Source organism: Acinetobacter sp. 70_2 (genome assembly GCF_056736115.1).
Window position 1 is genome coordinate 92750 of the sequence record NZ_JBWZIP010000002.1, and the last position, 23129, is coordinate 115878.

Here is a 23129-nt window from a genome sequence, read left to right on the forward strand (position 1 = left end):
ATGTAATAGTATAACGTTACATTATTTTGTTTATTACCGCTATGCCTATAGAAAAAAATATTGAACGTTTACAGTCGATTGATGCATTGCGTGGTTTGGTCATTCTGATTATGTTGCTCGACCATGTGCGAGAAACTTTCTATTTACATAAACAGGTTACCGACCCAATGGACGTAACAGTAACAGAACCAGCATTATTTGGCAGTCGATTATTGGCACATATTTGCGCTCCGGTTTTTGTACTTTTAACGGGTATTTCTGCATTTTTATTTCAGTCCAAAAAACAGGACTTACAGCAAACACGTGCTTTTTTATTAAAGCGTGGCTTATTTTTAATTGTGTTAGAGCTCACGCTGGTGAACTTTGCATGGACTGCAACTTTTCCACCCGAAGTCATTTACTTACAGGTAATTTGGGCGATCGGTATTAGTATGGTGGTGCTGGCTTGCTGTGTAAGTTTGCCTTTGCCAGTACTTGCTGGTGTAGCGTTAGTCATTATTTTTAGGCACAACTTATTAGATTCTGTGCACTTCTCACAAGGCATCCTGCAGAATATATGGTTCGTTTTACATGAACGTGGCTGGCTTGAGTTTGCGGGTATTAAGCTTCGTACAAGTTACCCTGTTTTACCTTGGATAGGGGTAATTTTATTAGGCTACGTTTTAGGTCAGTTCTTTAGTTCTAAATATTCAGCCGAGCAAAGAGGCCGTGCTTTACTCAACCTTGGTTTAGCAAGTATTGGACTATTTGTTTTATTGCGTTTTATCAACGTCTATGGTGACCAACCGTGGCAGCATTTTGAGTCATTACAACTGACGTTAATGAGCTTTTTTAATCTCACCAAATATCCACCGTCTTTGTTATTTATTTTGCTAAATGTTGGGATCGGTTTGATTGTGCTCGTTGCTTTTGAACGTATGCAGCAATATTCATTTTTAAAACCATTGGTGGTATTTGGCTCGGTGCCTATGTTCTTTTACTTATTGCATTTATATGTGCTGAAACTGATGTATGTGTTTGCACTCAGTATAAGGGGAGCTAACTATGGAAGTTATTTGTCGGTCAGCCATGTGTGGATGCTGTGGTTAATGACAATTGTGCTGTCTTTTGCACTCTGTCCAGCAGTTAAATGGTTCTCTAAGTTCAAGCACCAAAACAAGCATATTTCGATTTTAAAATATTTCTAATTTTCAAACGTGAGTAAAGCAAGTTTAGAGAGAACTCGCTTTACTTACTCACATCTAGATATAGAGTTTCTTTAACTTCTTCCATGACCACATAACTGTGTGACGATGCCGAAGCGGGAAGTTTCTTTAATAGATCTCCCAATAAGCGGCGGTATGCGCTCATTTCCTTTAAGCGCGCTTTTACAAGGTAGTCAAACTCACCTGAAATAAGATGACATTCGAGTACTTCAGGAATCTCAACGAGGTCTCTGGCCACTTGGTCAAATACATCGCCTGATTTGGCAGATAACTTAATTTCTAAAAAGACGAGAAGGTTACGGTCTACGTAAGCTGGGTTTAGACGGGCGTAATAACCCATGATAATGCCATCGCGTTCAAGGCGTTTTACACGCTCTGAACAGGGGGTGGTAGAGAGGTTAACTCTCGATGCCAATTCACTAATCGCAATTCGTCCTTCACGCTGCAAAATGTCCAGAATCATGCGATCTATACGATCTAGGGGGCGCATAGATATTTCCTCTTTTTTTAAAATTCTCGTGAGAAAAACATAAATTTACCTAGATTATAGCCTGAAAAACAGTGAAATAAACTATTGAAGCAGAAATATACTAGTGAAATAAACTGGTGTGCGTGAGGGAATGGAAATGCGCGTAATTGTTTTAGGTAGCGGCGTTATTGGAGTGGCAAGTGCCTATTATCTAGCTCAACAAGGAGCTGAGGTCACTGTTCTTGATCGCCAGTCAGGTCCTGCTGAAGAAACAAGTTTTGGTAATGCAGGTCAAATTTCGCCTGGGTATTCGACTCCTTGGGCAGCACCAGGAATTCCTTTTAAAGCTGTAAAATGGATGTTCCAACACCATGCACCGCTTGCGATTAATTTAGATGGCAGCATGTGGCAGTTACAGTGGATGGCGCAAATGCTGAAAAACTGTAATCCACAAAGTTATGCGGTGAACAAAGAACGTATGATGCGCGTGGCTGAATACAGCCGTGACTGCTTACGTGAACTTAGAAAAGATACGGGCATTAACTACGAAAACCGTGCGAAGGGTACTTTGCAGTTATTCCGTAAAGAAGCACAAATGGAAGCGGTTCAACGCGACATTAGTGTGCTACAAGAGTGCGGCGTAAGCTACGAATTATTAAATGGCAACGAACTTGGTCGTGTAGAACCAGCGTTGGCAAATGCACAAGATAAACTCGTTGGTGGTTTACATTTACCAAATGACGAAACAGGTGACTGTTATTTATTTACCAATGCTTTAGCTCAAATTGCTAAAGAGTTGGGTGTTAACTTCCAGTTTAACCAAAACGTAGAAAAGTTGATTGTTGAAGGCGATCAAATTAAGGGCGTTCAGGTCAATGGTAAGGTCTTAACTGCAGATCGTTATGTCCTAGCGTTTGGTAGTTATTCACGTGATTTCTTGAAACCACTTGATCTACAGTTGCCTGTATATCCTGTGAAAGGTTACTCGTTGACGATTCCTATTGTTGACCCTGCTTTTGCTCCGCAATCTACAGTGCTTGATGAAACCTACAAAATTGCGATTACCCGTTTTGACCAACGTATTCGCGTAGGTGGAATGGCAGAGTTAAGTGGTTTCAATTTAGGTCTAAACGAAGACCGCCGTGCAACCTTGCAAATGGTGACTCAGGACTTGTTCCCGGGTGGTGATATGGCACAGGCGTCTTTTTGGACGGGCTTACGTCCAATGACTCCAGACAGTACCCCAATTATTGGTGCGACTCGCTTTAAAAATCTGTTCTTGAATACAGGTCACGGTACTTTAGGTTGGACCATGGCATGTGGTTCAGGAAAATTAATCAGTGACATCGTATTGAATCATAAGACTGATATCAGTACCGATGGTCTTTCAATTCAGCGTTATTCACACGCGCATGCTGCATAACGGACGTTAGGAAAGTAATCATGCCTCGTCCTATTACCGCAGTGATCCACCGTCAAGCCTTACAAAATAACTTGGCGGTGGTACGCAAGGCTATGCCAAACAGTAAGGTCTTTGCCGTTGTAAAAGCCAATGCTTATGGACATGGCATTGAACGTGTTTATGAAGCATTTAAAGCAGCAGATGGCTTTGCCTTACTTGATCTTGATGAAGCAAAACGAATTCGTGCTCTAGGTTGGACAGGTCCAATTTTATTGCTCGAAGGAGTTTTTTCTCCTCAAGATTTATTTGATTGTGTGCAGTATCAACTCAGTTTCACCATTCATAGTGAAGCGCAAATCGAGTGGGTAGAAAAGCATCCTTATCCAGCTCAATTTGATGTTTGCCTAAAAATGAACAGTGGTATGAACCGTCTTGGTTTTAAACCACAGCACTATGTTCAGGCTTGGGAACGTTTAAACAACTTGGCGAACGTATCCAAGATTACGCACATGATGCATTTTTCAGATGCAGATGGTGATCGATTTGGACAGCAGGGTATTGATTATCAAATTACTGCCTTTGAAGAAATTGTAAAAGATTTACCGGGTGAAAGGTCGGTAAGTAATAGTGCGGCAATTCTGCGTTATCAAGACCAGCTCAAATCAGATTATGCCCGTAGCGGCATCATGCTTTATGGCAGCTCGCCGGACTACCCGACCCATAGTATTGCGGATTGGGGCTTACAACCGACCATGAGCTTACGCAGTGAAATTATTTCCGTTCAGCATTTAGAGCCGAATGAAAGCGTAGGTTATGGCTCAAACTTTGTGGCAGAACAACCCATGACGATTGGGATTGTCGCTTGCGGCTATGCCGATGGTTATCAACGTATTTCACCCACAGGCACGCCTGTTTTAGTGGACTCAGTACGCACTCGTACAATTGGCCGTGTCAGCATGGATATGTTGGCAGTTGATTTAACAGGCATTGAGAGCGCCAAAGTCGGCAGTGAAGTTGTACTTTGGGGCCAATCAAGTACAGGCGTCGTTTTACCTATTGATGATGTCGCTGTTTCATCCGGTACGGTGGGTTATGAACTGATGTGTGCTGTCACTGCCCGTGTTCAATTTATTAATCAGGTATAAGGAAATCCGAATGTCTAATTCAGATATACAAAAGATTAACACTAACGAAGTCATGAGCGCCGTGACTGTTTTTAACAAAGTGGTTTATTTGTCAGGTCAGGTACCTAAAAATACCGAGCAAGACGTGGCAGGCCAAACTCGTGAAATTCTTGCAACGATTGATGAACTTTTGGCACTTGCTGATACCGATAAATCTCGTTTGCTTTCTGCGCAGCTCTATTTAAAAAATCTTTCTGACTTTTCAACCGTAAATGCAATTTGGGTTGACTGGTTAAAAGGGTGTGTTGCTCCATCGCGTGCCACAATTCAGGCTGATTTGGTCAATCCAAATTGGTTAATTGAAATTGCCGTGACGGCAGCACAAAAGTAATTCGTTTTTACTCCAAAAATGATGATGTATCTAACAGAAGGAAGATAGATACGGTTTATCCAGTCATTTTTTGGTGAACAGATTCAGTGACCTATGGCATACGGTTCGATTTTCGCCATAGGTTGCTGATCTTAACAAAGGAATTCAAAAAGGAATTTTAATATGACAACGGCTCGTCATTCAGATGCAGAAAATTCTCCTGATCATCTGCAACGAAAACTGTCTAACCGTCATTTACAACTGATTGCTATTGGCGGTGCAATTGGAACCGGCCTATTTATGGGCTCGGGCAAAACAATCTCCCTCGCAGGTCCTTCAATTCTTTTGATCTATATGATTATTGGAGGCATGTTCTTTTTCTTAATGCGTGCAATGGGTGAGTTACTCCTTGCAAATCTGCATTACAAATCTTTTGTTGATATGGCTCATGACCTGATTGGTCCTTGGGCGGGTTACTATTTGGGTTGGACTTATTGGTTAGGCTGGGTGCTGGTGGGTATTGCGGACCTTTCAGCGGTCATTAACTATTTGAGTTTCTGGTTGCCCGATGGTGCAAGTTTTTCCCCAATACAGCAGGCCATGATTAGTGCAGGTTGTGTGTTATTTGTGATGGGGCTTAACCTCCTAACAGTACGACTATTTGGTGAAATTGAATTCTGGTTTGCACTTATTAAGATTCTGGCAATTATTGGCCTGATCGGAGTAGGCGGCTATATGATTTTCAGCCATTTCCAAGCTCCACAAGGTGCTGTTGCCAGTATTAGTAATGTTTGGGCGCATGGTGGTTTATTCCCAAAAGGCACGGAAGGCTTTTTGGCAGGATTCCAGATTGCTGTATTTGCTTTTGTCGGGGTAGAACTGGTAGGTACAACTGCTGCTGAAACCAAAGACCCAGAAAAGAACCTACCGAAAGCAATTAATGCGATTCCGGTACGTATTATCCTGTTCTATGTACTGGCACTCTTTATTGTGATGTCAGTAACCCCGTGGGATCACATTCGTGCAGATAAAAGCCCGTTTGTTGAGTTATTCTTAAATGCGGGTATCCCAGTTTCTGCCATCATCATGAACTTGGTGGTGCTGTCTTCAGTGATGTCATCAATGAACAGCGGTGTGTTTTCAACCAGTCGTATGTTGTTTGGTTTATCGAAAGATGGTCAGGCACCAGGTGCATTTGGTCGTTTATCAAAACGCGCAGTTCCTTCAAATGGTTTAATTTTCTCTTGTACTTTTATTATGGGCGGAGCAGTGCTTCAGTACTTTGTTCCAAACACCATGGAGGCATTTACGTTAGCAAGTTCACTTTGTGTGATTCTATTCATTAGCGTTTGGAGTCTCATTATGGTGTGTTATTTACGCTATCGTAAATTACGTCCTGAATTACATGAAAAATCTACTTTCAAAATGCCGGGTGGCGTTTGGATGAGTTATGTGGTTTTGGCATTCATGCTTTTTACTTTGGTTATCTTGGCGCTAGAGCCAGATACTTTGAAAGCTTTATATGTGAGCCCAGTATGGTTAGTCATCTTGGGTGTGACCTATCATGTGTTATATAAACCACGCATGAAAAAGCTAGGACGTGAACTCGTTAACGATCATTAAGTTTTATTAAAAAGCCAATCGAACATGATTGGCTTTTTTTATTTTCTTTCTATTTTTTATCGGAATAATGTTGTTTATTTTTGAATCAATAGCACAGTTTAGAGGGGGGAAGAAAAGCGACATCAAGCATTATCGCATGCTACACTTCGGCTCATCTGGTGAATCGAGATTGGATAATTAAAATTGCCGTGAAGGCAGTACATAAATAATGCAATTTAAAAAAACAGGGATAAAAGATAGTTCAATTAAGGAAAAAATATACTTGAACATATTGTCCCGATGTATAGACTCAGCAACCCATGATATACGGTTCATTTTCTCCCTATATGTTGCTGATTGAAATTAAGCAAATATAAAAAGGACTTCTAATATGACAATGGTTCATCATCCCGATGAGGCAAGCTCCCCTGATCATTTACAACGGAAATTAAATAATCGCCATCTACAAATGATTGCAATTGGCGGTGCAATTGGAACCGGCCTATTTATGGGCTCGGGCAAAACCATCTCCCTCGCAGGTCCTTCAATCCTCGTGATTTACATGATAATTGGTGGTATGTTCTTTTTTCTGATGCGTGCATTGGGTGAACTACTGCTTGCCAACTTACATTACAAATCATTTGTTGATATGGCATATGATTTGATTGGACCATGGGCTGGCTACTACATAGGCTGGACCTATTGGTTAGGCTGGGTACTGGTCGGTATTGCTGATTTGTCTGCGGTCATTAACTATTTAAGTTTCTGGTTGCCCGAAGGCGCCAGTTTCTCACCAATGCAACAGGCCATGATCAGTACAGGCTGTGTACTATTCATTTTAGGGCTTAACCTTCTTACGGTGAAGTTGTTTGGTGAAGTTGAATTTTGGTTCGCACTCATTAAGATTTTGGCCATTATTGGCCTGATTGGAGTCGGTGGCTACATGCTCCTTACTCATTTTCAAGCTCCGCATGGTGAGGTTGTGAGTGTAAGTAATGTGTGGTCGCATGGTGGCATATTTCCAAAAGGCGTAAGCGGATTTTTGGCAGGTTTCCAGATTGCCGTGTTTGCCTTTATTGGCGTCGAATTGATTGGTACAACAGCCGCTGAAACCAAAGATCCAGAGAAAAATCTGCCTAAGGCAATTAACGCGATTCCTGTACGTATTATTCTATTCTATGTGTTGGCACTCTTTGTGGTGATGTCAGTAACACCTTGGGATCACATTCGTGCAGATAAAAGCCCATTTGTTGAGTTGTTCTTAAATGCGGGTATTCCTGTTTCAGCCATCATCATGAACTTGGTCGTACTGTCTTCAGTGATGTCTTCAATGAACAGCGGTGTGTTTTCAACCAGTCGTATGCTGTTTGGTTTATCGAAAGATGGTCAGGCGCCAAGTGCATTGGGGCGTTTATCAAAACGTGCCGTACCTTCAAATGGTTTAATCTTCTCATGTATTTTCATTATGGGTGGAGCAGTGCTTCAGTACTTTGTTCCAAACACTATGGAAGCATTTACTTTGGCAAGTTCACTCTGTGTGATTCTCTTTATTAGTGTATGGCTTCTGATCATGGCATGCTATTTACGTTACCGTAAGTTGAGTCCAGAGTTACATGCTAAATCGACCTTTAAAATGCCGGGCGGGGTGTTGATGGCTTATGTTGTCATTGCATTCTTCTTGTTTACTTTAGTGATTTTGGCACTAGAGCCAGATACATTGAAAGCACTCTACGTTAGCCCAGTATGGTTAGTGGTTTTAAGCGTAACTTACTATGCGTTCTATAAGCCGCGTATGAAAAAACTAGGCCGTGAAGTCTTTTAATTATCCTTTCTCGATTTACCAAAAAAGCCAATCATAATTGATTGGCTTTTTTATTGAGGTGTCTAATCGACCAGTAGGTGCTGATATTTATCGGCTTGTTTACGCAAATAATCCCAGACCAGTTTAATGCGCGGTTCATGTTGTAAATCCACAAAGGTCAGCATCCAGAAGGTATGGGTAAAACGAACTTGTTGCTCTAACACTTCTTCGAGTTCAGGTTTATCGTCTGCTAGAAACTTGGGCAAAATCGCAAGCCCTGCACCCGCACTGACCGCAATTTGCTGGGCCAAAATACTGCTGCTACGGAAGTTAGCATTGAGCTTCAAAGGTAACCGTTCTAAACAGTACAGCTCAGGGCTATACACCAGATCATCAATATAGTTCACAAAACGATGTTGTGTTAAATCTTCTAAACCGCGAATAGGTGGGTTTTGCGCTAGATAGTTTTGGCTGCCATAAATTTTCAAGCAGTAGTCTGATAACCGCGTAATGATGTAGGGCCCAGAAGTTGGGCGTTCAATTGATACTACAATGTCCGCTTCACGGTGTGAGAGCTTAATCATTTTTGGTACTGGAATTAGATCGATGGTCAGCAGTGGATACTGAATTGAGAACTCAGCCAGTAAGCGTGCTAAAAATGCAGTTCCAAAACCTTCAGGTGTGCCAATTCGCACACGACCTTGCAAAGGTTGATGTGGTTTTTCAATTTGTAAGAAGGCCTGTTCCATTTGCTCAACTCGAGGAACCAGTGCCATTCCTTCGAGCGTCAGCTCATAGCCCGTTGCCTCACGCTTAAACAAGGTTGTACCCAAAGCAAGTTCTAGAGCCTGAATTCGTCTAGCCACCGTACTATGCTCGACACCAATAATACGTGCAGCATTAGTTAAGGTTTTAGTGCGTGCTAAAACCAGAAAAAACTGTAGATGATCCCAATCCACTTTCATTTTTGTTATTGTCCCTGTGCATATTTGCACAACAATCGTGCATGAATTTGCGTTGGTGGTCAAAGCTTTCTTTGTTAGTCTCAAATGAAACCTGAATAAAGAAAATACATAGATCAGTATTTTCTAATAACTGAACACAATAAAAATATGGCCTACGGAGAGGTTATGAACACAATCCAAAAAATCGAATTGGACACCGCTAAATTACTCATTAACGGACAGTTTATCGAATCTAAAACACAGGAATGGCAAGACATTGTTAACCCTGCCACTCAGGAAGTGATTGGTCGCGTACCATTTGCAACGGTTCAAGAAGTTGACGCTGCTATTCAAGCCGCACAAGATGCTTTTGCTTCTTGGCGTCAAACCCCAATTCAGGCACGTATGCGCATCATGCTTAAGTTACAAGACTTAATCCGTGCCAACATGAAGGAAATTGCACAAGTACTAACGGCGGAACAAGGCAAAACCTTGGCAGATGCCGAAGGCGATATTCAACGTGGTCTAGAAGTGGTTGAACATGCCTGTTCGATCGGCACTTTGCAAATGGGTGAATATGTTGAAGGTGTAGCACGTGGTGTAGACACCTATACCTTGCAGCAACCTTTGGGTGTCTGTGCGGGTATTACGCCGTTTAATTTCCCTGCCATGATTCCACTTTGGATGTTCCCAATGGCAATCGTGTGCGGCAATACCTTCGTTTTAAAACCATCAGAACAAGATCCTTTATCGACCATGATGTTGGTTGAACTTGCGATTCAAGCAGGTATTCCGGCAGGTGTCTTAAACGTTGTGCATGGCGGCAAAGAAGTGGTTGACCGCTTGTGTACCCATAAAGACATTAAAGCGATTTCATTTGTAGGCTCAACTGCGGTTGGCACACATGTTTATAACCTTGCAGGGCAACATGGCAAACGCGTGCAATCAATGATGGGTGCAAAAAACCATGTGGTTGTGATGCCAGATGCCAATAAAGAACAAACGCTAAATGCCTTAGTCGGTGCAGCATTTGGTGCTGCTGGGCAACGCTGTATGGCATTGTCTGTCGCAGTCATGGTGGGTGAAAGTAAACAGTGGATTCAAGAGTTAGTCGAAAAAGCGAAAACCTTAAAAGTAAACGCAGGCCATGAGCCAAATACTGACATTGGCCCAGTCATTTCAAAACGTGCTAAAGCGCGTGTAATTGACTTGATTAATAGCGGTGTTGAGCAAGGGGCAGAGTTGTTACTCGATGGCCGTGATGTTCAAGTTCAAGGCTATGAATCGGGCAACTTTGTAGGTGCAACGATTTTTAGCGGCGTAAATACCGACATGCGTATTTATAAAGAAGAAATCTTTGGCCCGGTACTTTCAATTATTTGTGTAGATACACTCGATGAAGCGATTGCTTTGATTAATGCCAACCCATTTGGTAATGGTGTAGGCCTATTCACACAAAGCGGTGCCATTGCACGTACTTTCCAAAACCTGATTGATATTGGTCAAGTGGGTATCAACATTCCAATTCCTGTACCAGTGCCTTTCTTTAGTTTTACGGGTTCAAGAGGTTCGAAACTTGGTGACTTGGGGCCATACGGCAAACAGGCTGTCCAGTTCTATACCCAAACTAAAACGATTACCAGTCGCTGGTTTGAAGATAGCCATGAAGTTGGCAGTGTAAATACAACCATTAGTTTACGTTAAGGGGATCACGGATGAATATCGCCTTTATCGGACTAGGAAATATGGGCGGCAAAATGGCCCAAAACCTACTAAAAGCCGGGCTCAAAGTTTATGGTTACGACCTCAGTGAAATCGCAATTCAGCACTTCGCCGAGGCAGGTGGTGTGGTTTGCGACAGCCCACAGGACGCAGCTAAACAAGCAGATGTAGTCATTACCATGTTGCCTGCGGCGAAGCATGTTAAAGAGGTTTACTTAGGTGAAAATGGTGTATTGGAAGTGCTAAAAGCAGGTAGCTTATGCATTGATAGCAGCACCATTGACCCGCAAACCATTAAAGACATTGCTGCTGTTGCACATAGCAAAAATATTAAAATTTGTGATGCACCAGTCTCTGGTGGAACCATTGGTGCTCAAGCAGGAACCTTAACCTTCATGGTCGGTGCTGATGAACAAACCTTTAATGAGGTGAAACCTGTGCTCAGCCACATGGGCAAAAATATTGTTCATTGTGGTGATGTGGGTGCAGGTCAAATTGCCAAAATTTGCAATAACCTGATTTTAGGTATTTCAATGGCTGCGGTGGCAGAAGGCATGGCGTTGGGTGTGAAACTCGGCATTGACCCACAAGCATTGGCAGGCGTCATTAACACCTCAAGCGGTCGTTGTTGGAGTTCGGATGTATGTAACCCGTGGCCGCATATTAATGAAAATGCGCCAGCATCTCGAGGTTACCAAGACGGTTTTGCGACTCAGCTGATGCTAAAAGATTTAGGACTCGCTGTAGAAGCCGCGGGCCAAGTCAAACAGCCAGTTGTATTAGGTGGCATGGTACAGCAGCTCTATCAGCAAATGTGTATGCGCGGTAATGCCAATCTCGATTTTTCGAGCATTATTCAGCAATACCTGCCACAAGAGGCATAACGGTAAAGCCAAAGGATGGCTTTAAACCAATAAATCAAACCCTGTCGTGAATAACAACAAATCCGGACTGAGGGAAAAGATATGATGGATTATCAAAATGCTGCACAGGCTTTCGATTTGGAAAGTACTGCAAAACAGATGTTGTCAGGTTCACTTGATGCACTTAACGCATGTTATGAATGCTGTGATCGACATGCAAATGGCGACAAAATCGCGCTGTATTGGCAAGGAAAAGACGGACGAAAAGAGCAATATACCTTCCGTGAATTAAAAGAGTGGTCAAGTCAGTTTGCTAACTTTCTAAAATCACAAGGTGTAAAAGCAGGCGACCGTATTTCAGGTCTATTACCAAGAACACCTGAATTGATCGTGACTATTTTTGCAGCTTGGCGAATTGGTGCAGTCTATCAACCACTCTTTACTGCGTTTGGCCCAAAAGCGATTGAGCACCGTATTCAGCTTGCACAAAGTAAGCTGGTGGTGACCGATATGGGCAACCGTAGCAAGCTTGATGAAATTGAAAATTGCCCTGCAATTGTGACGGTGGCTGACGCACAAGGCACTCAGCTTAAAGCAGGTGATTTTAATTTCTGGGATGAAGTGAAGCAGCAGTCCGATCAATGTGATCTGGTGATGCGTAGCATCCAAGATCCTTTCTTGCTTATGTTTACTTCAGGCACTACAGGACCAGCGAAACCATTGGAAGTGCCACTAAAAGCATTGATTGCCTTTGGGCGATATATGCAAGATGCCATTGGTTTAACCGAAGAAGATTCATTTTGGAATATTGCCGACCCGGGTTGGGCGTATGGTTTGTACTATGCGATTACTGGGCCATTATTCTTGGGCCACGCTACTTTGTTTTATGAAGGTGGGTTCAGCACAGATAGCCTATGCCAAATTGTGAAAGATTATAAAGTTAACAACTTGGCAGGCGCACCAACTGCTTACCGCATGATGATGGCAGCTGATCCAGCGCAAATGGCGCCGTTAAAAGGGCAGTTCCGTGTGGTGAGTAGTGCCGGTGAACCGCTGAATCCAGAAGTCATTCGCTGGTTTAAACAAGTCCTTGATGCTCCAATTTATGACCACTATGGGCAAACCGAAGTGGGTATGGTGGTGTGTAATCATCATGGTTTAAAACATGAAATTCATGCTGGTTCAGCAGGTTTTCCAAGTCCGGGCTACCGTGTTGCGATTGTTAATGAACAAGGTGAAGAACTTCCGCCTGACACACCGGGAATTTTAGCAGTCGACATTAGCCAGTCTCCAATGATGTGGTTTGGTGGCTATAAAGAAAGCCGAAAATCACCTTTTGTTGGTCATTACTACTTAACGGGCGATACTGCAGAACTTCATGCCGATGGCAGTATGAGTTTTGTCGGCCGTAGCGATGATGTAATCACCACATCGGGTTATCGGATTGGGCCTTTCGATGTAGAAAGTGCTTTGCTTGAACATGATGCAGTGGTTGAGGCAGCAGTGATTGGTGTGCCTGACCCAGACCGTACCGAAGTGGTTAAGGCTTTCGTGATTTTATCCGCGACTACTCAACCATCAGAAACACTTGCTGAAGAACTCAGCCAGTTTGTTAAAAGACGACTTTCTGCTCATGCTTACCCACGTTTAGTTGAATTTGTGAGTGAATTACCTAAAACTCCAAGTGGCAAAATTCAGCGCTTTTTATTGCGTAATCAAGAAATTGCTAAACAACAAGCTAAAGCAGGGTAAAGGAAATAATAATGCAATTTACCGAAGAACAATTACTTATCCGTGACATGGCGAAAAGTTTCGCCCAAGAACAAATCAAGCCTTATGCCAGCGATTGGGATCGGGACGGAACTTTCCCGAAAGATACCTTGGCTCAAATGGGGCAACTTGGCTTTATGGGTATGCTTGTTTCAGAGCAATGGGGTGGCTCAGATACAGGTAACTTAGCCTATGTACTAGCACTCGAAGAAGTAGCCGCAGCAGATGGCGCAACTTCGACCATCATGAGTGTACATAACTCGGTTGGTTGTGTACCTATTTTAAAGTTTGGTACTGATGAGCAAAAAGAACGTTTCTTAAAGCCGTTGGCGCAAGGTGAAATGATCGGCGCTTTTGCCTTAACCGAACCGCATACAGGTTCAGATGCGGGAGCCATTAAAACCCGAGCGGTGAAAGATGGCGATGATTACATCTTAAATGGTGCTAAGCAGTTTATTACCTCGGGTAATAATGCCGGTGTCATTATTGTGTTTGCCGTGACCGATCCTAGCGCGGGCAAAAAAGGTATTAGTGCCTTTTTAGTCCCACGCGAAACACCGGGCTATGAAGTGATTCGTGTTGAAGAAAAACTCGGTCTGCATGCTTCAGATACCTGCCAAATTGCTCTGACCGATGTGCGCATTCATAAAAGTCTCATGCTAGGCAAAGAAGGTGAGGGCTTGAAAATCGCACTTGCCAATTTAGAAGGTGGCCGTATTGGTATTGCGGCGCAAGCAGTCGGTTTAGCACGTGCGGCACTCGAAGAAGCGACCCGTTATGCCAAAGAACGTATTACTTTTGGAAAACCAATTTTCGAGCATCAAACCATCGCTTTTCGTCTTGCCAGTATGGCAACTGAAATTGAAGCAGCGAGACAACTGGTTCACTACGCTGCGCGCTTAAAAGAAGCAGGTCAACCATGTCTCAACGAAGCTTCAATGGCCAAGTTATTTGCTTCAGAAATGACTGAACGCGTGTGTTCAAGCGCCTTACAAGTGTTTGGTGGCTATGGCTACCTGAGAGACTTCCCAATTGAACGCATTTATCGTGATGCGCGTATTTGTCAAATTTACGAAGGCACCAGTGATATCCAACGTTTAGTGATTGCACGTAGTCTATAAAATCAGAACAAGGAATAAATAATGCAGTGGCAAAGTATTTTATTAGAAAAGCGTAATGGGGTTGGACTGATTACCTTAAATCGCCCTCAAGCGCTCAATGCTTTAAACAGTGAATTAATTAGTGAAATTAATCAGGCATTAGATCAGTTCGAAAAAGACCGTGAAATTGGTTGCATCGTATTGGCAGGTTCTGAAAAGGCTTTTGCCGCAGGTGCCGACATTAAAGAAATGGCTGATTTGGCATTTCCTGATATTTATTTAGATGACTTTTTTCATCTTGCAGACCGTATTGCGCAGCGCCGCAAACCCTTAATCGCTGCGGTGAGTGGCTATGCATTGGGTGGTGGCTGCGAATTAGCTCTGATGTGTGACTTTATTTATTGTGCTGATAACGCCAAGTTTGGTTTACCCGAAGTCACTTTAGGTGTGATTCCTGGTATTGGTGGCACACAACGCTTAACCCATGCGATTGGTAAAGCCAAAGCAATGGAAATGTGCCTTACCGCTCGTCAAATGGGCGCTGTAGAAGCAGAACAAAGTGGTTTAGTCGCACGTGTGTTTAGCAAAGAAGAATTACTTGAACAAACCTTGCAAGCCGCTGAAAAAATCGCGGCACGCTCTTTAACAGCAAATATGATGCTTAAAGAAACCATCAACCGAGCTTTTGAAGTAAACCTTACTGAAGGCTTGCGTTTTGAAAGACGTATGTTCCATTCAATATTTGCAACATTTGACCAAAAAGAAGGAATGCAGGCATTCGTTGAAAAACGAAAGCCAAATTTTAAAAATCAATAAGAGATCAATAAAATGAATACAGAAAATCACTTAATGATTGAGCGACAAGGTAAGCTTGGCGTGATTACCTTAGACCGTGTGACTCATCTCAATGCATTGTCGCTAGATATGATCAAAAGTATTGGTGCCCAATTGGAACTGTGGCGAAATGATGCTGCTATTCAGGCAGTTTTAATCAAATCAAATAGCCCAAAAGCCTTCTGTGCAGGTGGTGATATTCGCTATCTCTATGACAGTTATAAAAATGGCACGGCCGACTACAAAGGGTACTTTAGTGCCGAATATAAAATGCTGAATGTACTGCGTGAATATGCAAAGCCAGTCATTGTTATGCTTGATGGCTATGTTTTAGGTGGCGGTTTTGGCTTGGCTCAGGCTTGTCACATTGTGGTAAGCAGCGAAAAGTCTAGATTTGCCATGCCTGAAACAGCGATTGGTTTCTTCCCAGACGTTGGTGCAACACACTTCCTGTCTCGCCTTGATGATATCGGTGTTTATATGGCCATTACGGGTGAGCAGATCAGCAGTAGCGATGCGCTTTACCTCGATTTAATTGACTACCATGTGCCAAGTGAGCAGTTACAAGCGTTGCAAGATGCTCTCGTTGAAGCGCCAAGTTTAACTAAAGAGGGAATTGAACACATCATTACCCGATTTATTACTCGTCCTGCTGAAAGTGAGCTCAAACAGTTGGCAGAAGGTATTCGTAAACACTTCGGATATCAGCATTTAGATGAAATCGAGCAAAGTCTTGAAAATGAACAAGATGAAAGCTTAAAAGCTTGGGCAAGTAAGATGCTTAGTATTCTGCAGCAGCGCTCATTTATAGCCAAACAAACCAGTTTGAAACTGCAACATTTAGGCCGTGGGCTTTCTTTACCGCAGTGTATGCAGCTTGAACGTGATTTACAGGATATCTGGTTTGAGCATGGTGACTTTATTGAAGGTGTCCGTGCTCTCATTGTCGATAAAGACAAACAACCGCAGTGGCAAGAACGTAATTCGAAATTTGAGCCAATTTTAGAAAAATTGAGCTAAACCGCATTACAAAAACATAAAAAGCTTAAGGAGATAAAGCGAGACCTGAAAATGCTTATGGTCAGGGCTGGTCATAAGCATAAAAAAGATAAAACAAGAAAATCTAAAAAGGATATTACGATGCAAACAGTACATGGAAACGGTTCAAATGCTAAAAAGTCGTCACATCGATTAGCAGGCATCTCTAGCATGGTCGGCACCACCATTGAGTGGTATGACTTTTTTGTTTATGGTGCGGCAGCAGCCCTCATTTTTAACAAGTTATTTTTCCCTAATCTGGACCCACTTACAGGTGTACTTGCGGCATTTGCAACCTATGCCGTTGGGTTTATTGGGCGGCCTTTAGGAGGTCTGGTCTTTGGTCATTTTGGTGACAAGATTGGCCGTAAGTCGATGTTGTTGTTGACACTTATGCTCATGGGGATTCCAACTGTACTGATTGGCTTATTACCTACTTATGAATCAATTGGTTATTGGGCTGCAATTGGTCTGGTCATCTTGCGATTTATTCAAGGGATGGCAATGGGTGGTGAGTGGGGCGGCGCTGTGCTTATGGCCGTTGAACATGCACCCGAAGGTGGTAAAGGTTTTTGGGGAAGCTTACCTCAAGCCAGTACCGGTGGTGGCTTAATGCTCGCCTCAATCGCACTAGGACTAGTGTCATTATTACCTGAACAAGCACTTTTTAGCTGGGGTTGGCGTTTACCATTTCTTGCCAGCATTATTTTATTGGCAGTGGGTTGGTATATTCGTGTAAAAGTACCTGAATCACCAGATTTCGAAAAAGTAAAACAGCAGTCTGAAGAAGTCAAAGTTCCTGCCTTACAGGTTTTTAAAAATCATCCAAAGCAACTTATCACCATTATTTTGGCACGTGCTGCCGAGAACGCATGGTTCTATATTGCTTCAACATTTACCTTGGCTTATACCACTGCACAACTTGGGATCCCACGCCAAGACATTTTGTTTGCTACCATTTGCGGGGCAGCCGTTATTTTATTTATGACGCCGCTATGCGGACATTTGTCAGATAAAGTCGGTCAACGCAATATGTTTATGTTTGGCCTATGCGTACTGGCACTTTACTGCTATCCATTCTTTACCATGCTCAACACAAAAGATCCGGTACTCGTCTGGACAGCAATTGTGTTAGCAATTGGTGTTGTATTCCCAATTATGTATGCACCACAAGCTCAGCTTTTTGCTCGTCAATTTCCTGTGGAAATTCGCTACAGCGGAATCTCTATTTCGGTACAGTTGGCTGGTGTATTAGGCGGTGGTTTAGCACCGATGATTGCCACTAAACTGCTTAGTGTTGGGCAGGGCAATCCATATTTAATTATGCTTTATATTGGAAGTATGGCTATCGTTGCCATTATATCGACCTCCTTTATGCCGCGTGATTGGACGACTAAAACGGATGAGGATTATCATAAAAAAGTAAACTTAAATTTAAAAACCAAGACTGATTAATACGCGTTATTTTTGTCTTGGTGGTATGTGTATTTCTTGGTTATAGAAAATAGGTTAACTCATGCTAAAGCAGCAAGAGTTAACCTTTAAACAATTAGACATCAATTAAACATGCAAACATAGAATATCCATCAATCGTCATTGGTGGGCCTGCACGATGGGCACGAAACCCAGCAGCACGTAGTAACCGCTCTACCCCAAGAGGAGAGGTGGTAATAAGTTGTTTGGCACCTTGTTCTCTTGCAAAGTTAATTGCTTCTTGCAGAATGGCAATCGAAACAGGTGATGATACTGCTTGAGTCGCTGTGGTAGGTGGATTCGAGAAATCTACGGCAGAAAACCTTGAGAGTTCCCAAATTTCTGGTGAGCAGGGAATAGGCATTCCATTGAGTAATTGAGGAAATATTTCACCTAATAAATAGGGTTGAGTCGTAGGTAATAGTCTGGCACAGCCAATAATATTGGACTCTCTATCTTGAGCAACCACATAAGCTGTATCGATTTTATCAAATTGATCTAGTTCTTCATTATGTGGGCAATTTAACTCCCATCCCAAATGTTCAACAAATACCCTATAACGGTAACTTTTAAATTTGGTATATAAGCCTTCTGAAAAATTGTTTTGAAATCCAGCAATAATGTTCATTACAAGTGCTTCCACTTATTTTTGATGTGACTTTACTGAACAGCTGGGAAGGCGGTAACTGTAAAAATTTACAGGTTTCTAAGAGAAAGTCAGACTTAATTTAGACTTTGTTAATGTTGCATTGATTTGAGCATAAATGAACTGTTCCCAAAACAGAGTATCTATTTTTCTTTCAATTAGTGTTTCAGTAACATCAAATCCAATATCTGTACCAGACACATCAACAATCATGATATTGCTTCTGGGTAGGCCAATTCGTTTTAAGCTAGCAAAACCATTTTGCTCTACGAACTCCCAGTCCCATCCGGTACTTAAAGCTGGGGTCTTTAATGTGGCCCATTCAGTAAAACCATAATAGATAATTTGAGACTCTTTAATGTGTGTAGACTCAATAATAGATATGACGTGTTGGAAAGGGTAATTCATAAGCTGGTTTTCATTCATGCGAATAAAACCATCTGTTGAGATTGGAAAATGAGGGGGGATGCTGGCCATGCTACCTGTTCAAGCAACCTGAATTAGGAATCTATTGATAAATAACATAAATTATTGCCAATTAAATACTGTTATGTTTAACAGGTTAGATATAATTTGATACCTTACACCGTTAAGCTTTTCTTATTAGAGACTTGTTTAAGTATTAAGGTTTGCTTATGTAAAATTGAAAATTTTGTAGCTTTAATATGAAAATTACTTTTAAAAAATGCTCCATAGGCTTAGTTTGTTATAAATTTTGTAAATAGCATCTATTCTCATTATTAAAATAATAATTATAACTAAGAGAAGTCATAACCTAATTATTTGATTTGCTAGATCATTATGGATGTTTTTAGTTTCAATATATAATAAGTGGTAAAATTATATCACTTGGACCATTAGTGGGAGATATTATTTAATTAAATTAATAAAAATATACTCACAAGAATAAATAATAAGCTGCTTTCATTAATTTAAAAATAGTTGTTTTTTGGAATAAAATGCATCCTGTAAAATTTAAATTTTCAAGCATAATCTGCACACGGATATAACAACCTTAAAAGCTTTCAGAAATTTAGTTTATCTGAATAATTTGCAACCATATCAGGCTTGAAAGTGTTGTTAATTGGATGATGAATTCAAAATCTGCAATTGAGAAATCAAGAAAAGAAGATTAGGTATTGAACATATTTTTGGAACCTAAAATCTTTTAGATTCTTGCAGAGCTTTATTGAAATAAAGGTAAAAATTAGGCCTACGCTTCAATTTGATCACTTGAATTCACAAGATGCAACTGACAAAAATGATTTGTGAATGGAGTCTAATGAGCGCAAATGGAAAGTTGGCAAGAGGATTTATTATCAGCATTTCTGATCGTACAAGATGAAGATGAGCTGTTTGAAGTAGTTAAATCTACAGCTTTAAAGCTTGGATTTGATTATTGTGCTTATGGTATGCAGTCACCCTTATCTATTGCTGAACCAAAAACGATTATGTTGAATAATTACCCTCAAGCATGGCAGAAGCGTTATGTAGAGCAATGCTATGTGAAGGTGGACCCAACCGTGCAGCATTGTATGGTCTCACTTCAACCTCTTGTATGGTCCAGCCAATGTGCAAAGACACAAGAAGAAAAAGAGTTCTGGGAGGAGGCACGTTCTTATGGTTTAAATGTTGGTTGGGCTCAGTCAAGCCGTGATTTTATTGGGACGAGAGGAATGTTAACACTCGCAAGATCTGCCGACCAATTATCAGAAAAAGAGCAAAAAGCACAATATACAAATATGTACTGGTTGACCCAAACAGTGCATTCCAGCATTGCTAAAATTGTAAATGATGTAGAGTTCTCTCAGTTTAATCTTTATTTAACGAACCGAGAAAAAGAGGCACTACGTTGGACGGCTGAGGGTAAAACGTCAGCAGAGATCGCGCAGATTCTTGGGGTGACGGAAAGGACGGTAAATTTCCATCTCTGTAATTCGATGCAAAAGTTAAATGTGAACAATAAAATCTCAGCGGCTATTCGGGCTGTAATGCTTGGGCTTTTATAGAGATAAATAATAAAAAATTAATATTAAAATTTAAAAATAATTAGTTATAGTGTTTTATTTTAAATTAGGTTAATTAAATATTTAAAATAGTTTTAAACTTAAGATAAATTAATAATTAAAATATTTTTAAATTAAATAAAGTGTAAGGTTTTATTTTAAATTTTGGTTATTAAAAAATAATAAAATTTATTTTTTAGAGAGAAGTTATTTATATTAGGATTCCTGCTATAAGCTTCTAATGATTTATAAATAATCATATAAATTAAATAGATTAATTGCGGAACTTGTATCTTGGTTGCACATGAGATGCTTTTCAATCAATAAAATGCTGATTAGATGATTTCAATTTAATACTTGACCCTTGAAAATAAAGGGGAACGAGAGAGTAGGTACTTTATACTTGAATAACCTGTCATCATAAAAATGATGAATTATGTCACATATAACCATCTAAAATTAAAAGTTAGGTAAGAGAAGAGTTACAATTGAGCACAGATTTTAAGATTAAAAAAACATCAAAATTTTAGCTTTGTAATATCTAAATTAAGAGTAAAGATTGAGTATAAAGTTTAATTAATACAAGAATTAAAAATATATAACTGAATAAAAAATGATTTGTGAAAGCGGTCTGGCTTCTTAATTTTTGATAAATCACATCCAACCTGTAAACACTTACAGGTGTAATAAAAAACACTCGCACATAAAATATAATGTGAATTTATATTTTAAACAAAAAGTATATTCATTTTTTATTTAAAAACCCAGCTAGAAATTTAATTTCTGAATGAGCAGGTTTTAAGGGTTAATTATAATTAATCGGAGTAAGTTATGGCTGTAATGTGTACGGATAATATCATTGCAACTTTGGAATCCCATGCAAATTTACAGGGAGGTAAAACTGCTTTCGAGTATTTGGGACGCCAATCTGGTGGTATTCAATCTCTAACGTATGCAGATCTGAACGAGCGAGTTCAACACCAAGCTCAGATATTAATGAACCTTGTGGACAGTGGTGAGCGTGCAGTGTTGCTGTTCGAGCCTGGGCTAGACTTTATCGTATCGTTCTTTGCTTGTCTGAAAGCTAAAATTATCGCAGTACCAGTTAGCTTGCCGTTTAATCGTAATGGTTTTTCTAATATTTTGAATATTATGAATGACTGTGAACCAAAGATAGTACTCACAACAAAAAAAATTCTTGAGCTATCAGGTCTAATCACATTAAAAGCTCAAAATGAAAGTTTAATACTACATGCGGTTGACGCTGAATTTCAGCGTGATGTGATGGAAAAAGATTTTCCATATATTGATGCAGATGACGTTTGCTTCCTTCAATACACGTCAGGATCAACAGGTTGGCCTAAAGGTGTAATTGTCACCCACAAAAATATTATGGCAAATGAAGCCATGATTGCTGAAGCTTTTTGTACACAACCTGATGATATTGGCCTGACATGGCTGCCTGTTTATCACGACATGGGGTTAATTGGCTCAGTTTTGCAGACCGTATATGTTGGTTTGACCTGCTATGTGATGTCGCCACTAGACTTCATTCGAAAACCTCTTAAATGGCTACAATTCATTAGTGAAAAAGGCGTCACGATCAGTGGCGGACCAAATTTTGCGTATGAATTGTGCTTGCATCGCATCTCGGATGAAGATGCAGCAGCGCTTGATCTAAGCCATGTGCGTGTGCTGTTTAACGGTGCAGAGCCAATCAAGGCGCACGTCATGCAGCGTTTCATGGAGAAGTTCAATACTCAATCGAATTTGAAACTGGATACTTTCTTGCCATGCTATGGCTTGGCAGAGGTGACGCTCTTAGTCAGTGGTGTAACTGGTCCACTCAATGCAATTTCGCTTGATCGTGACAAGTTAAATGCTCACTTGGTACAGACCAGTCAGGATCAGACCGCGGTGCAAGTGGTGAGTTGTGGCAAGATCTCGGCACACATTGATTGCCGCATCGTCAATCCGCATACCCGTAAAGAAGTAGCAGCTCATGAAGTCGGTGAAATCTGGCTAGCAGGAGAGAGTGTTACAGCAGGCTACTGGCAGAAGCCAGAGGTCAATCAGGAAACCTTTGAAGCAACTATCCTTGATGAAGCAGGTCAGCCGAGTAAAGAGTATTACTTAAGAACGGGTGATATGGGCTTTATTAAAGATGGAGACTTGTATGTAACTGGCCGTCTTAAGGATGTGATTATTATCCGTGGTAAGAACTATTACCCGCAAGACATCGAGTGCTCTGTTGAAACGGCACACCCTGCTGTTCGTAAAGGCTGTGTTGCAGCAGTAAATTTTGCTGACTCTGATGGTGTTACAGTTGTACTTGAGATCAAAAAGAAGTCATTAGATAAAACTCTTAATTTTGAAACCATCAGAACTCAGGTCAAAGAACAAGTGGCGGCTGACATTGGCTTGCCTGTAGACAGTGTCTATTTACTACATCAAGGCCGAATAAATAAGACCACGAGCGGCAAAATCAGAAGAAGAAAAATTAAAGAGCAGATCGAACGCGGTCAACTGGTCTGTTTAACCCATCCAAACCGTAGAACGGTGATTGCTCGAAACTATGTCAAGAACGGCTTAGAAGTCATCCGTGATCGTGAGCAGCGGGGGCAGCTGATTCGTTATAGCTCCAATCTACTCAACTCAATGATCAAGGAACGTGAAGTGCGCACGTTGATTTTTAATCGTCTGAAAAGTGCTTTGTTTTAATCCTTACCCTTTAATCATTTTGAGTGAAAATCCATGTCA

The 23129-nt window shown here is 41.1% G+C and carries 19 protein-coding genes; 15 read left to right on the plus strand and 4 right to left on the minus strand.

Annotation, left to right across the window (positions count from 1 at the left end; all coding sequences use genetic code 11):
• Positions 1-41 precede the first annotated feature (41 nt).
• Complete coding sequence (locus AC1PJ9_RS01450; RefSeq protein ID WP_311086708.1) at positions 42-1187, plus strand: acetyltransferase domain-containing protein; 1146 nt, start codon at positions 42-44, stop codon at positions 1185-1187.
• 40 nt (positions 1188-1227) lie between these two features.
• Here the strand turns inward: AC1PJ9_RS01450 and AC1PJ9_RS01455 are convergent, their stop codons facing one another.
• Positions 1228-1695 carry an Lrp/AsnC ligand binding domain-containing protein gene (locus tag AC1PJ9_RS01455; RefSeq protein ID WP_001247568.1) on the minus strand — a complete coding sequence of 156 codons (468 nt, stop codon included), beginning with the start codon at positions 1693-1695 and terminating at the stop codon, positions 1228-1230.
• 136 nt (positions 1696-1831) lie between these two features.
• Between AC1PJ9_RS01455 and AC1PJ9_RS01460 the strand changes: the two genes are divergently transcribed.
• The 5 genes from AC1PJ9_RS01460 to AC1PJ9_RS01480 all read left to right on the plus strand — a co-directional run bounded on the left by AC1PJ9_RS01460 (position 1832) and on the right by AC1PJ9_RS01480 (position 7994).
• Positions 1832-3097, plus strand: a complete 1266-nt coding sequence (locus AC1PJ9_RS01460; RefSeq protein ID WP_049064659.1) for a D-amino acid dehydrogenase — start codon at positions 1832-1834, stop codon at positions 3095-3097.
• Between the two features lie 20 nt (positions 3098-3117).
• Positions 3118-4221 (plus strand): alanine racemase, encoded by a 1104-nt coding sequence (gene alr / locus AC1PJ9_RS01465; protein ID WP_100192144.1) that lies wholly within the window; start codon positions 3118-3120, stop codon positions 4219-4221.
• Between the two features lie 10 nt (positions 4222-4231).
• Positions 4232-4591, plus strand: coding sequence for a RidA family protein (locus AC1PJ9_RS01470; RefSeq protein WP_049064657.1), 360 nt, complete (start codon positions 4232-4234; stop codon positions 4589-4591).
• Between the two features lie 162 nt (positions 4592-4753).
• Positions 4754-6193: an amino acid permease gene (locus AC1PJ9_RS01475; RefSeq protein WP_311086709.1), complete on the plus strand. Its 1440-nt coding sequence runs from the start codon at positions 4754-4756 to the stop codon at positions 6191-6193.
• A gap of 376 nt (positions 6194-6569) precedes the next feature.
• Positions 6570-7994 carry an amino acid permease gene (locus AC1PJ9_RS01480; RefSeq protein WP_174735435.1) on the plus strand — a complete coding sequence of 475 codons (1425 nt, stop codon included), beginning with the start codon at positions 6570-6572 and terminating at the stop codon, positions 7992-7994.
• 62 nt (positions 7995-8056) lie between these two features.
• Here AC1PJ9_RS01480 and AC1PJ9_RS01485 read toward each other — a convergent pair whose 3' ends face one another.
• Positions 8057-8938 (minus strand): LysR family transcriptional regulator, encoded by an 882-nt coding sequence (locus AC1PJ9_RS01485; protein WP_032010330.1) that lies wholly within the window; start codon positions 8936-8938, stop codon positions 8057-8059.
• A gap of 165 nt (positions 8939-9103) precedes the next feature.
• Here AC1PJ9_RS01485 and AC1PJ9_RS01490 point away from each other — a divergent pair, with 165 nt between their 5' ends.
• From AC1PJ9_RS01490 to AC1PJ9_RS01520, 7 genes are all read left to right on the plus strand, one after another.
• Complete coding sequence (locus tag AC1PJ9_RS01490; protein WP_311086710.1) at positions 9104-10621, plus strand: CoA-acylating methylmalonate-semialdehyde dehydrogenase; 1518 nt, start codon at positions 9104-9106, stop codon at positions 10619-10621.
• 11 nt (positions 10622-10632) lie between these two features.
• Positions 10633-11523 carry a 3-hydroxyisobutyrate dehydrogenase gene (mmsB, locus tag AC1PJ9_RS01495; protein ID WP_311086711.1) on the plus strand — a complete coding sequence of 297 codons (891 nt, stop codon included), beginning with the start codon at positions 10633-10635 and terminating at the stop codon, positions 11521-11523.
• An 81-nt stretch (positions 11524-11604) separates the two neighbouring features.
• Positions 11605-13254: an AMP-binding protein gene (locus AC1PJ9_RS01500; RefSeq protein WP_311086712.1), complete on the plus strand. Its 1650-nt coding sequence runs from the start codon at positions 11605-11607 to the stop codon at positions 13252-13254.
• 11 nt (positions 13255-13265) lie between these two features.
• The gene (locus AC1PJ9_RS01505; protein WP_311086713.1) at positions 13266-14393 is read left to right on the plus strand and encodes an acyl-CoA dehydrogenase family protein; all 1128 of its coding nucleotides are present in this window, start codon (positions 13266-13268) and stop codon (positions 14391-14393) included.
• 21 nt (positions 14394-14414) lie between these two features.
• Entirely contained in the window at positions 14415-15188 is a 774-nt protein-coding gene (locus AC1PJ9_RS01510) for an enoyl-CoA hydratase (RefSeq protein ID WP_311086714.1), read from the plus strand.
• Between the two features lie 12 nt (positions 15189-15200).
• On the plus strand, positions 15201-16226 hold the full coding sequence (locus AC1PJ9_RS01515; protein WP_125739922.1) for an enoyl-CoA hydratase/isomerase family protein: 1026 nt from the start codon (positions 15201-15203) through the stop codon (positions 16224-16226).
• 120 nt (positions 16227-16346) lie between these two features.
• A complete protein-coding gene (locus tag AC1PJ9_RS01520; RefSeq protein ID WP_311086715.1) occupies positions 16347-17699 on the plus strand; it encodes an MFS transporter in 1353 nt (450 codons plus the stop codon).
• Between the two features lie 94 nt (positions 17700-17793).
• Here the strand turns inward: AC1PJ9_RS01520 and abaI are convergent, their stop codons facing one another.
• Together abaI and AC1PJ9_RS01530 are read right to left on the minus strand one after the other, a co-directional pair.
• Positions 17794-18360, minus strand: a complete 567-nt coding sequence (abaI, locus tag AC1PJ9_RS01525) for an acyl-homoserine-lactone synthase AbaI (RefSeq protein WP_311086716.1) — start codon at positions 18358-18360, stop codon at positions 17794-17796.
• Positions 18361-18423: 63 nt separating this feature from the next.
• The gene (locus tag AC1PJ9_RS01530) at positions 18424-18840 is read right to left on the minus strand and encodes a DUF4902 domain-containing protein (protein WP_311086717.1); all 417 of its coding nucleotides are present in this window, start codon (positions 18838-18840) and stop codon (positions 18424-18426) included.
• An 815-nt stretch (positions 18841-19655) separates the two neighbouring features.
• Here AC1PJ9_RS01530 and abaR point away from each other — a divergent pair.
• Together abaR and AC1PJ9_RS01540 are read left to right on the plus strand one after the other, a co-directional pair.
• A complete protein-coding gene (abaR, locus tag AC1PJ9_RS01535) occupies positions 19656-20372 on the plus strand; it encodes a LuxR family transcriptional regulator AbaR (RefSeq protein WP_311086718.1) in 717 nt (238 codons plus the stop codon).
• An 828-nt stretch (positions 20373-21200) separates the two neighbouring features.
• Positions 21201-23090, plus strand: a complete 1890-nt coding sequence (locus AC1PJ9_RS01540) for a fatty acyl-AMP ligase (RefSeq protein WP_311086719.1) — start codon at positions 21201-21203, stop codon at positions 23088-23090.
• The last annotated feature ends 39 nt before the right edge of the window (positions 23091-23129 follow it).

Coding starts and splice junctions, on each gene's coding strand:
- AC1PJ9_RS01450 (WP_311086708.1), top strand. CDS start 42: ATGCCTATAGAAAAAAATATTGAACGTTTACAGTCGATTGATGCATTG.
- AC1PJ9_RS01455 (WP_001247568.1), bottom strand. CDS start 1,695: ATGCGCCCCCTAGATCGTATAGATCGCATGATTCTGGACATTTTGCAG.
- AC1PJ9_RS01460 (WP_049064659.1), top strand. CDS start 1,832: ATGCGCGTAATTGTTTTAGGTAGCGGCGTTATTGGAGTGGCAAGTGCC.
- alr (WP_100192144.1), top strand. CDS start 3,118: ATGCCTCGTCCTATTACCGCAGTGATCCACCGTCAAGCCTTACAAAAT.
- AC1PJ9_RS01470 (WP_049064657.1), top strand. CDS start 4,232: ATGTCTAATTCAGATATACAAAAGATTAACACTAACGAAGTCATGAGC.
- AC1PJ9_RS01475 (WP_311086709.1), top strand. CDS start 4,754: ATGACAACGGCTCGTCATTCAGATGCAGAAAATTCTCCTGATCATCTG.
- AC1PJ9_RS01480 (WP_174735435.1), top strand. CDS start 6,570: ATGGTTCATCATCCCGATGAGGCAAGCTCCCCTGATCATTTACAACGG.
- AC1PJ9_RS01485 (WP_032010330.1), bottom strand. CDS start 8,938: ATGAAAGTGGATTGGGATCATCTACAGTTTTTTCTGGTTTTAGCACGC.
- AC1PJ9_RS01490 (WP_311086710.1), top strand. CDS start 9,104: ATGAACACAATCCAAAAAATCGAATTGGACACCGCTAAATTACTCATT.
- mmsB (WP_311086711.1), top strand. CDS start 10,633: ATGAATATCGCCTTTATCGGACTAGGAAATATGGGCGGCAAAATGGCC.
- AC1PJ9_RS01500 (WP_311086712.1), top strand. CDS start 11,605: ATGATGGATTATCAAAATGCTGCACAGGCTTTCGATTTGGAAAGTACT.
- AC1PJ9_RS01505 (WP_311086713.1), top strand. CDS start 13,266: ATGCAATTTACCGAAGAACAATTACTTATCCGTGACATGGCGAAAAGT.
- AC1PJ9_RS01510 (WP_311086714.1), top strand. CDS start 14,415: ATGCAGTGGCAAAGTATTTTATTAGAAAAGCGTAATGGGGTTGGACTG.
- AC1PJ9_RS01515 (WP_125739922.1), top strand. CDS start 15,201: ATGAATACAGAAAATCACTTAATGATTGAGCGACAAGGTAAGCTTGGC.
- AC1PJ9_RS01520 (WP_311086715.1), top strand. CDS start 16,347: ATGCAAACAGTACATGGAAACGGTTCAAATGCTAAAAAGTCGTCACAT.
- AC1PJ9_RS01530 (WP_311086717.1), bottom strand. CDS start 18,840: ATGGCCAGCATCCCCCCTCATTTTCCAATCTCAACAGATGGTTTTATT.
- abaR (WP_311086718.1), top strand. CDS start 19,656: ATGGAAAGTTGGCAAGAGGATTTATTATCAGCATTTCTGATCGTACAA.
- AC1PJ9_RS01540 (WP_311086719.1), top strand. CDS start 21,201: ATGGCTGTAATGTGTACGGATAATATCATTGCAACTTTGGAATCCCAT.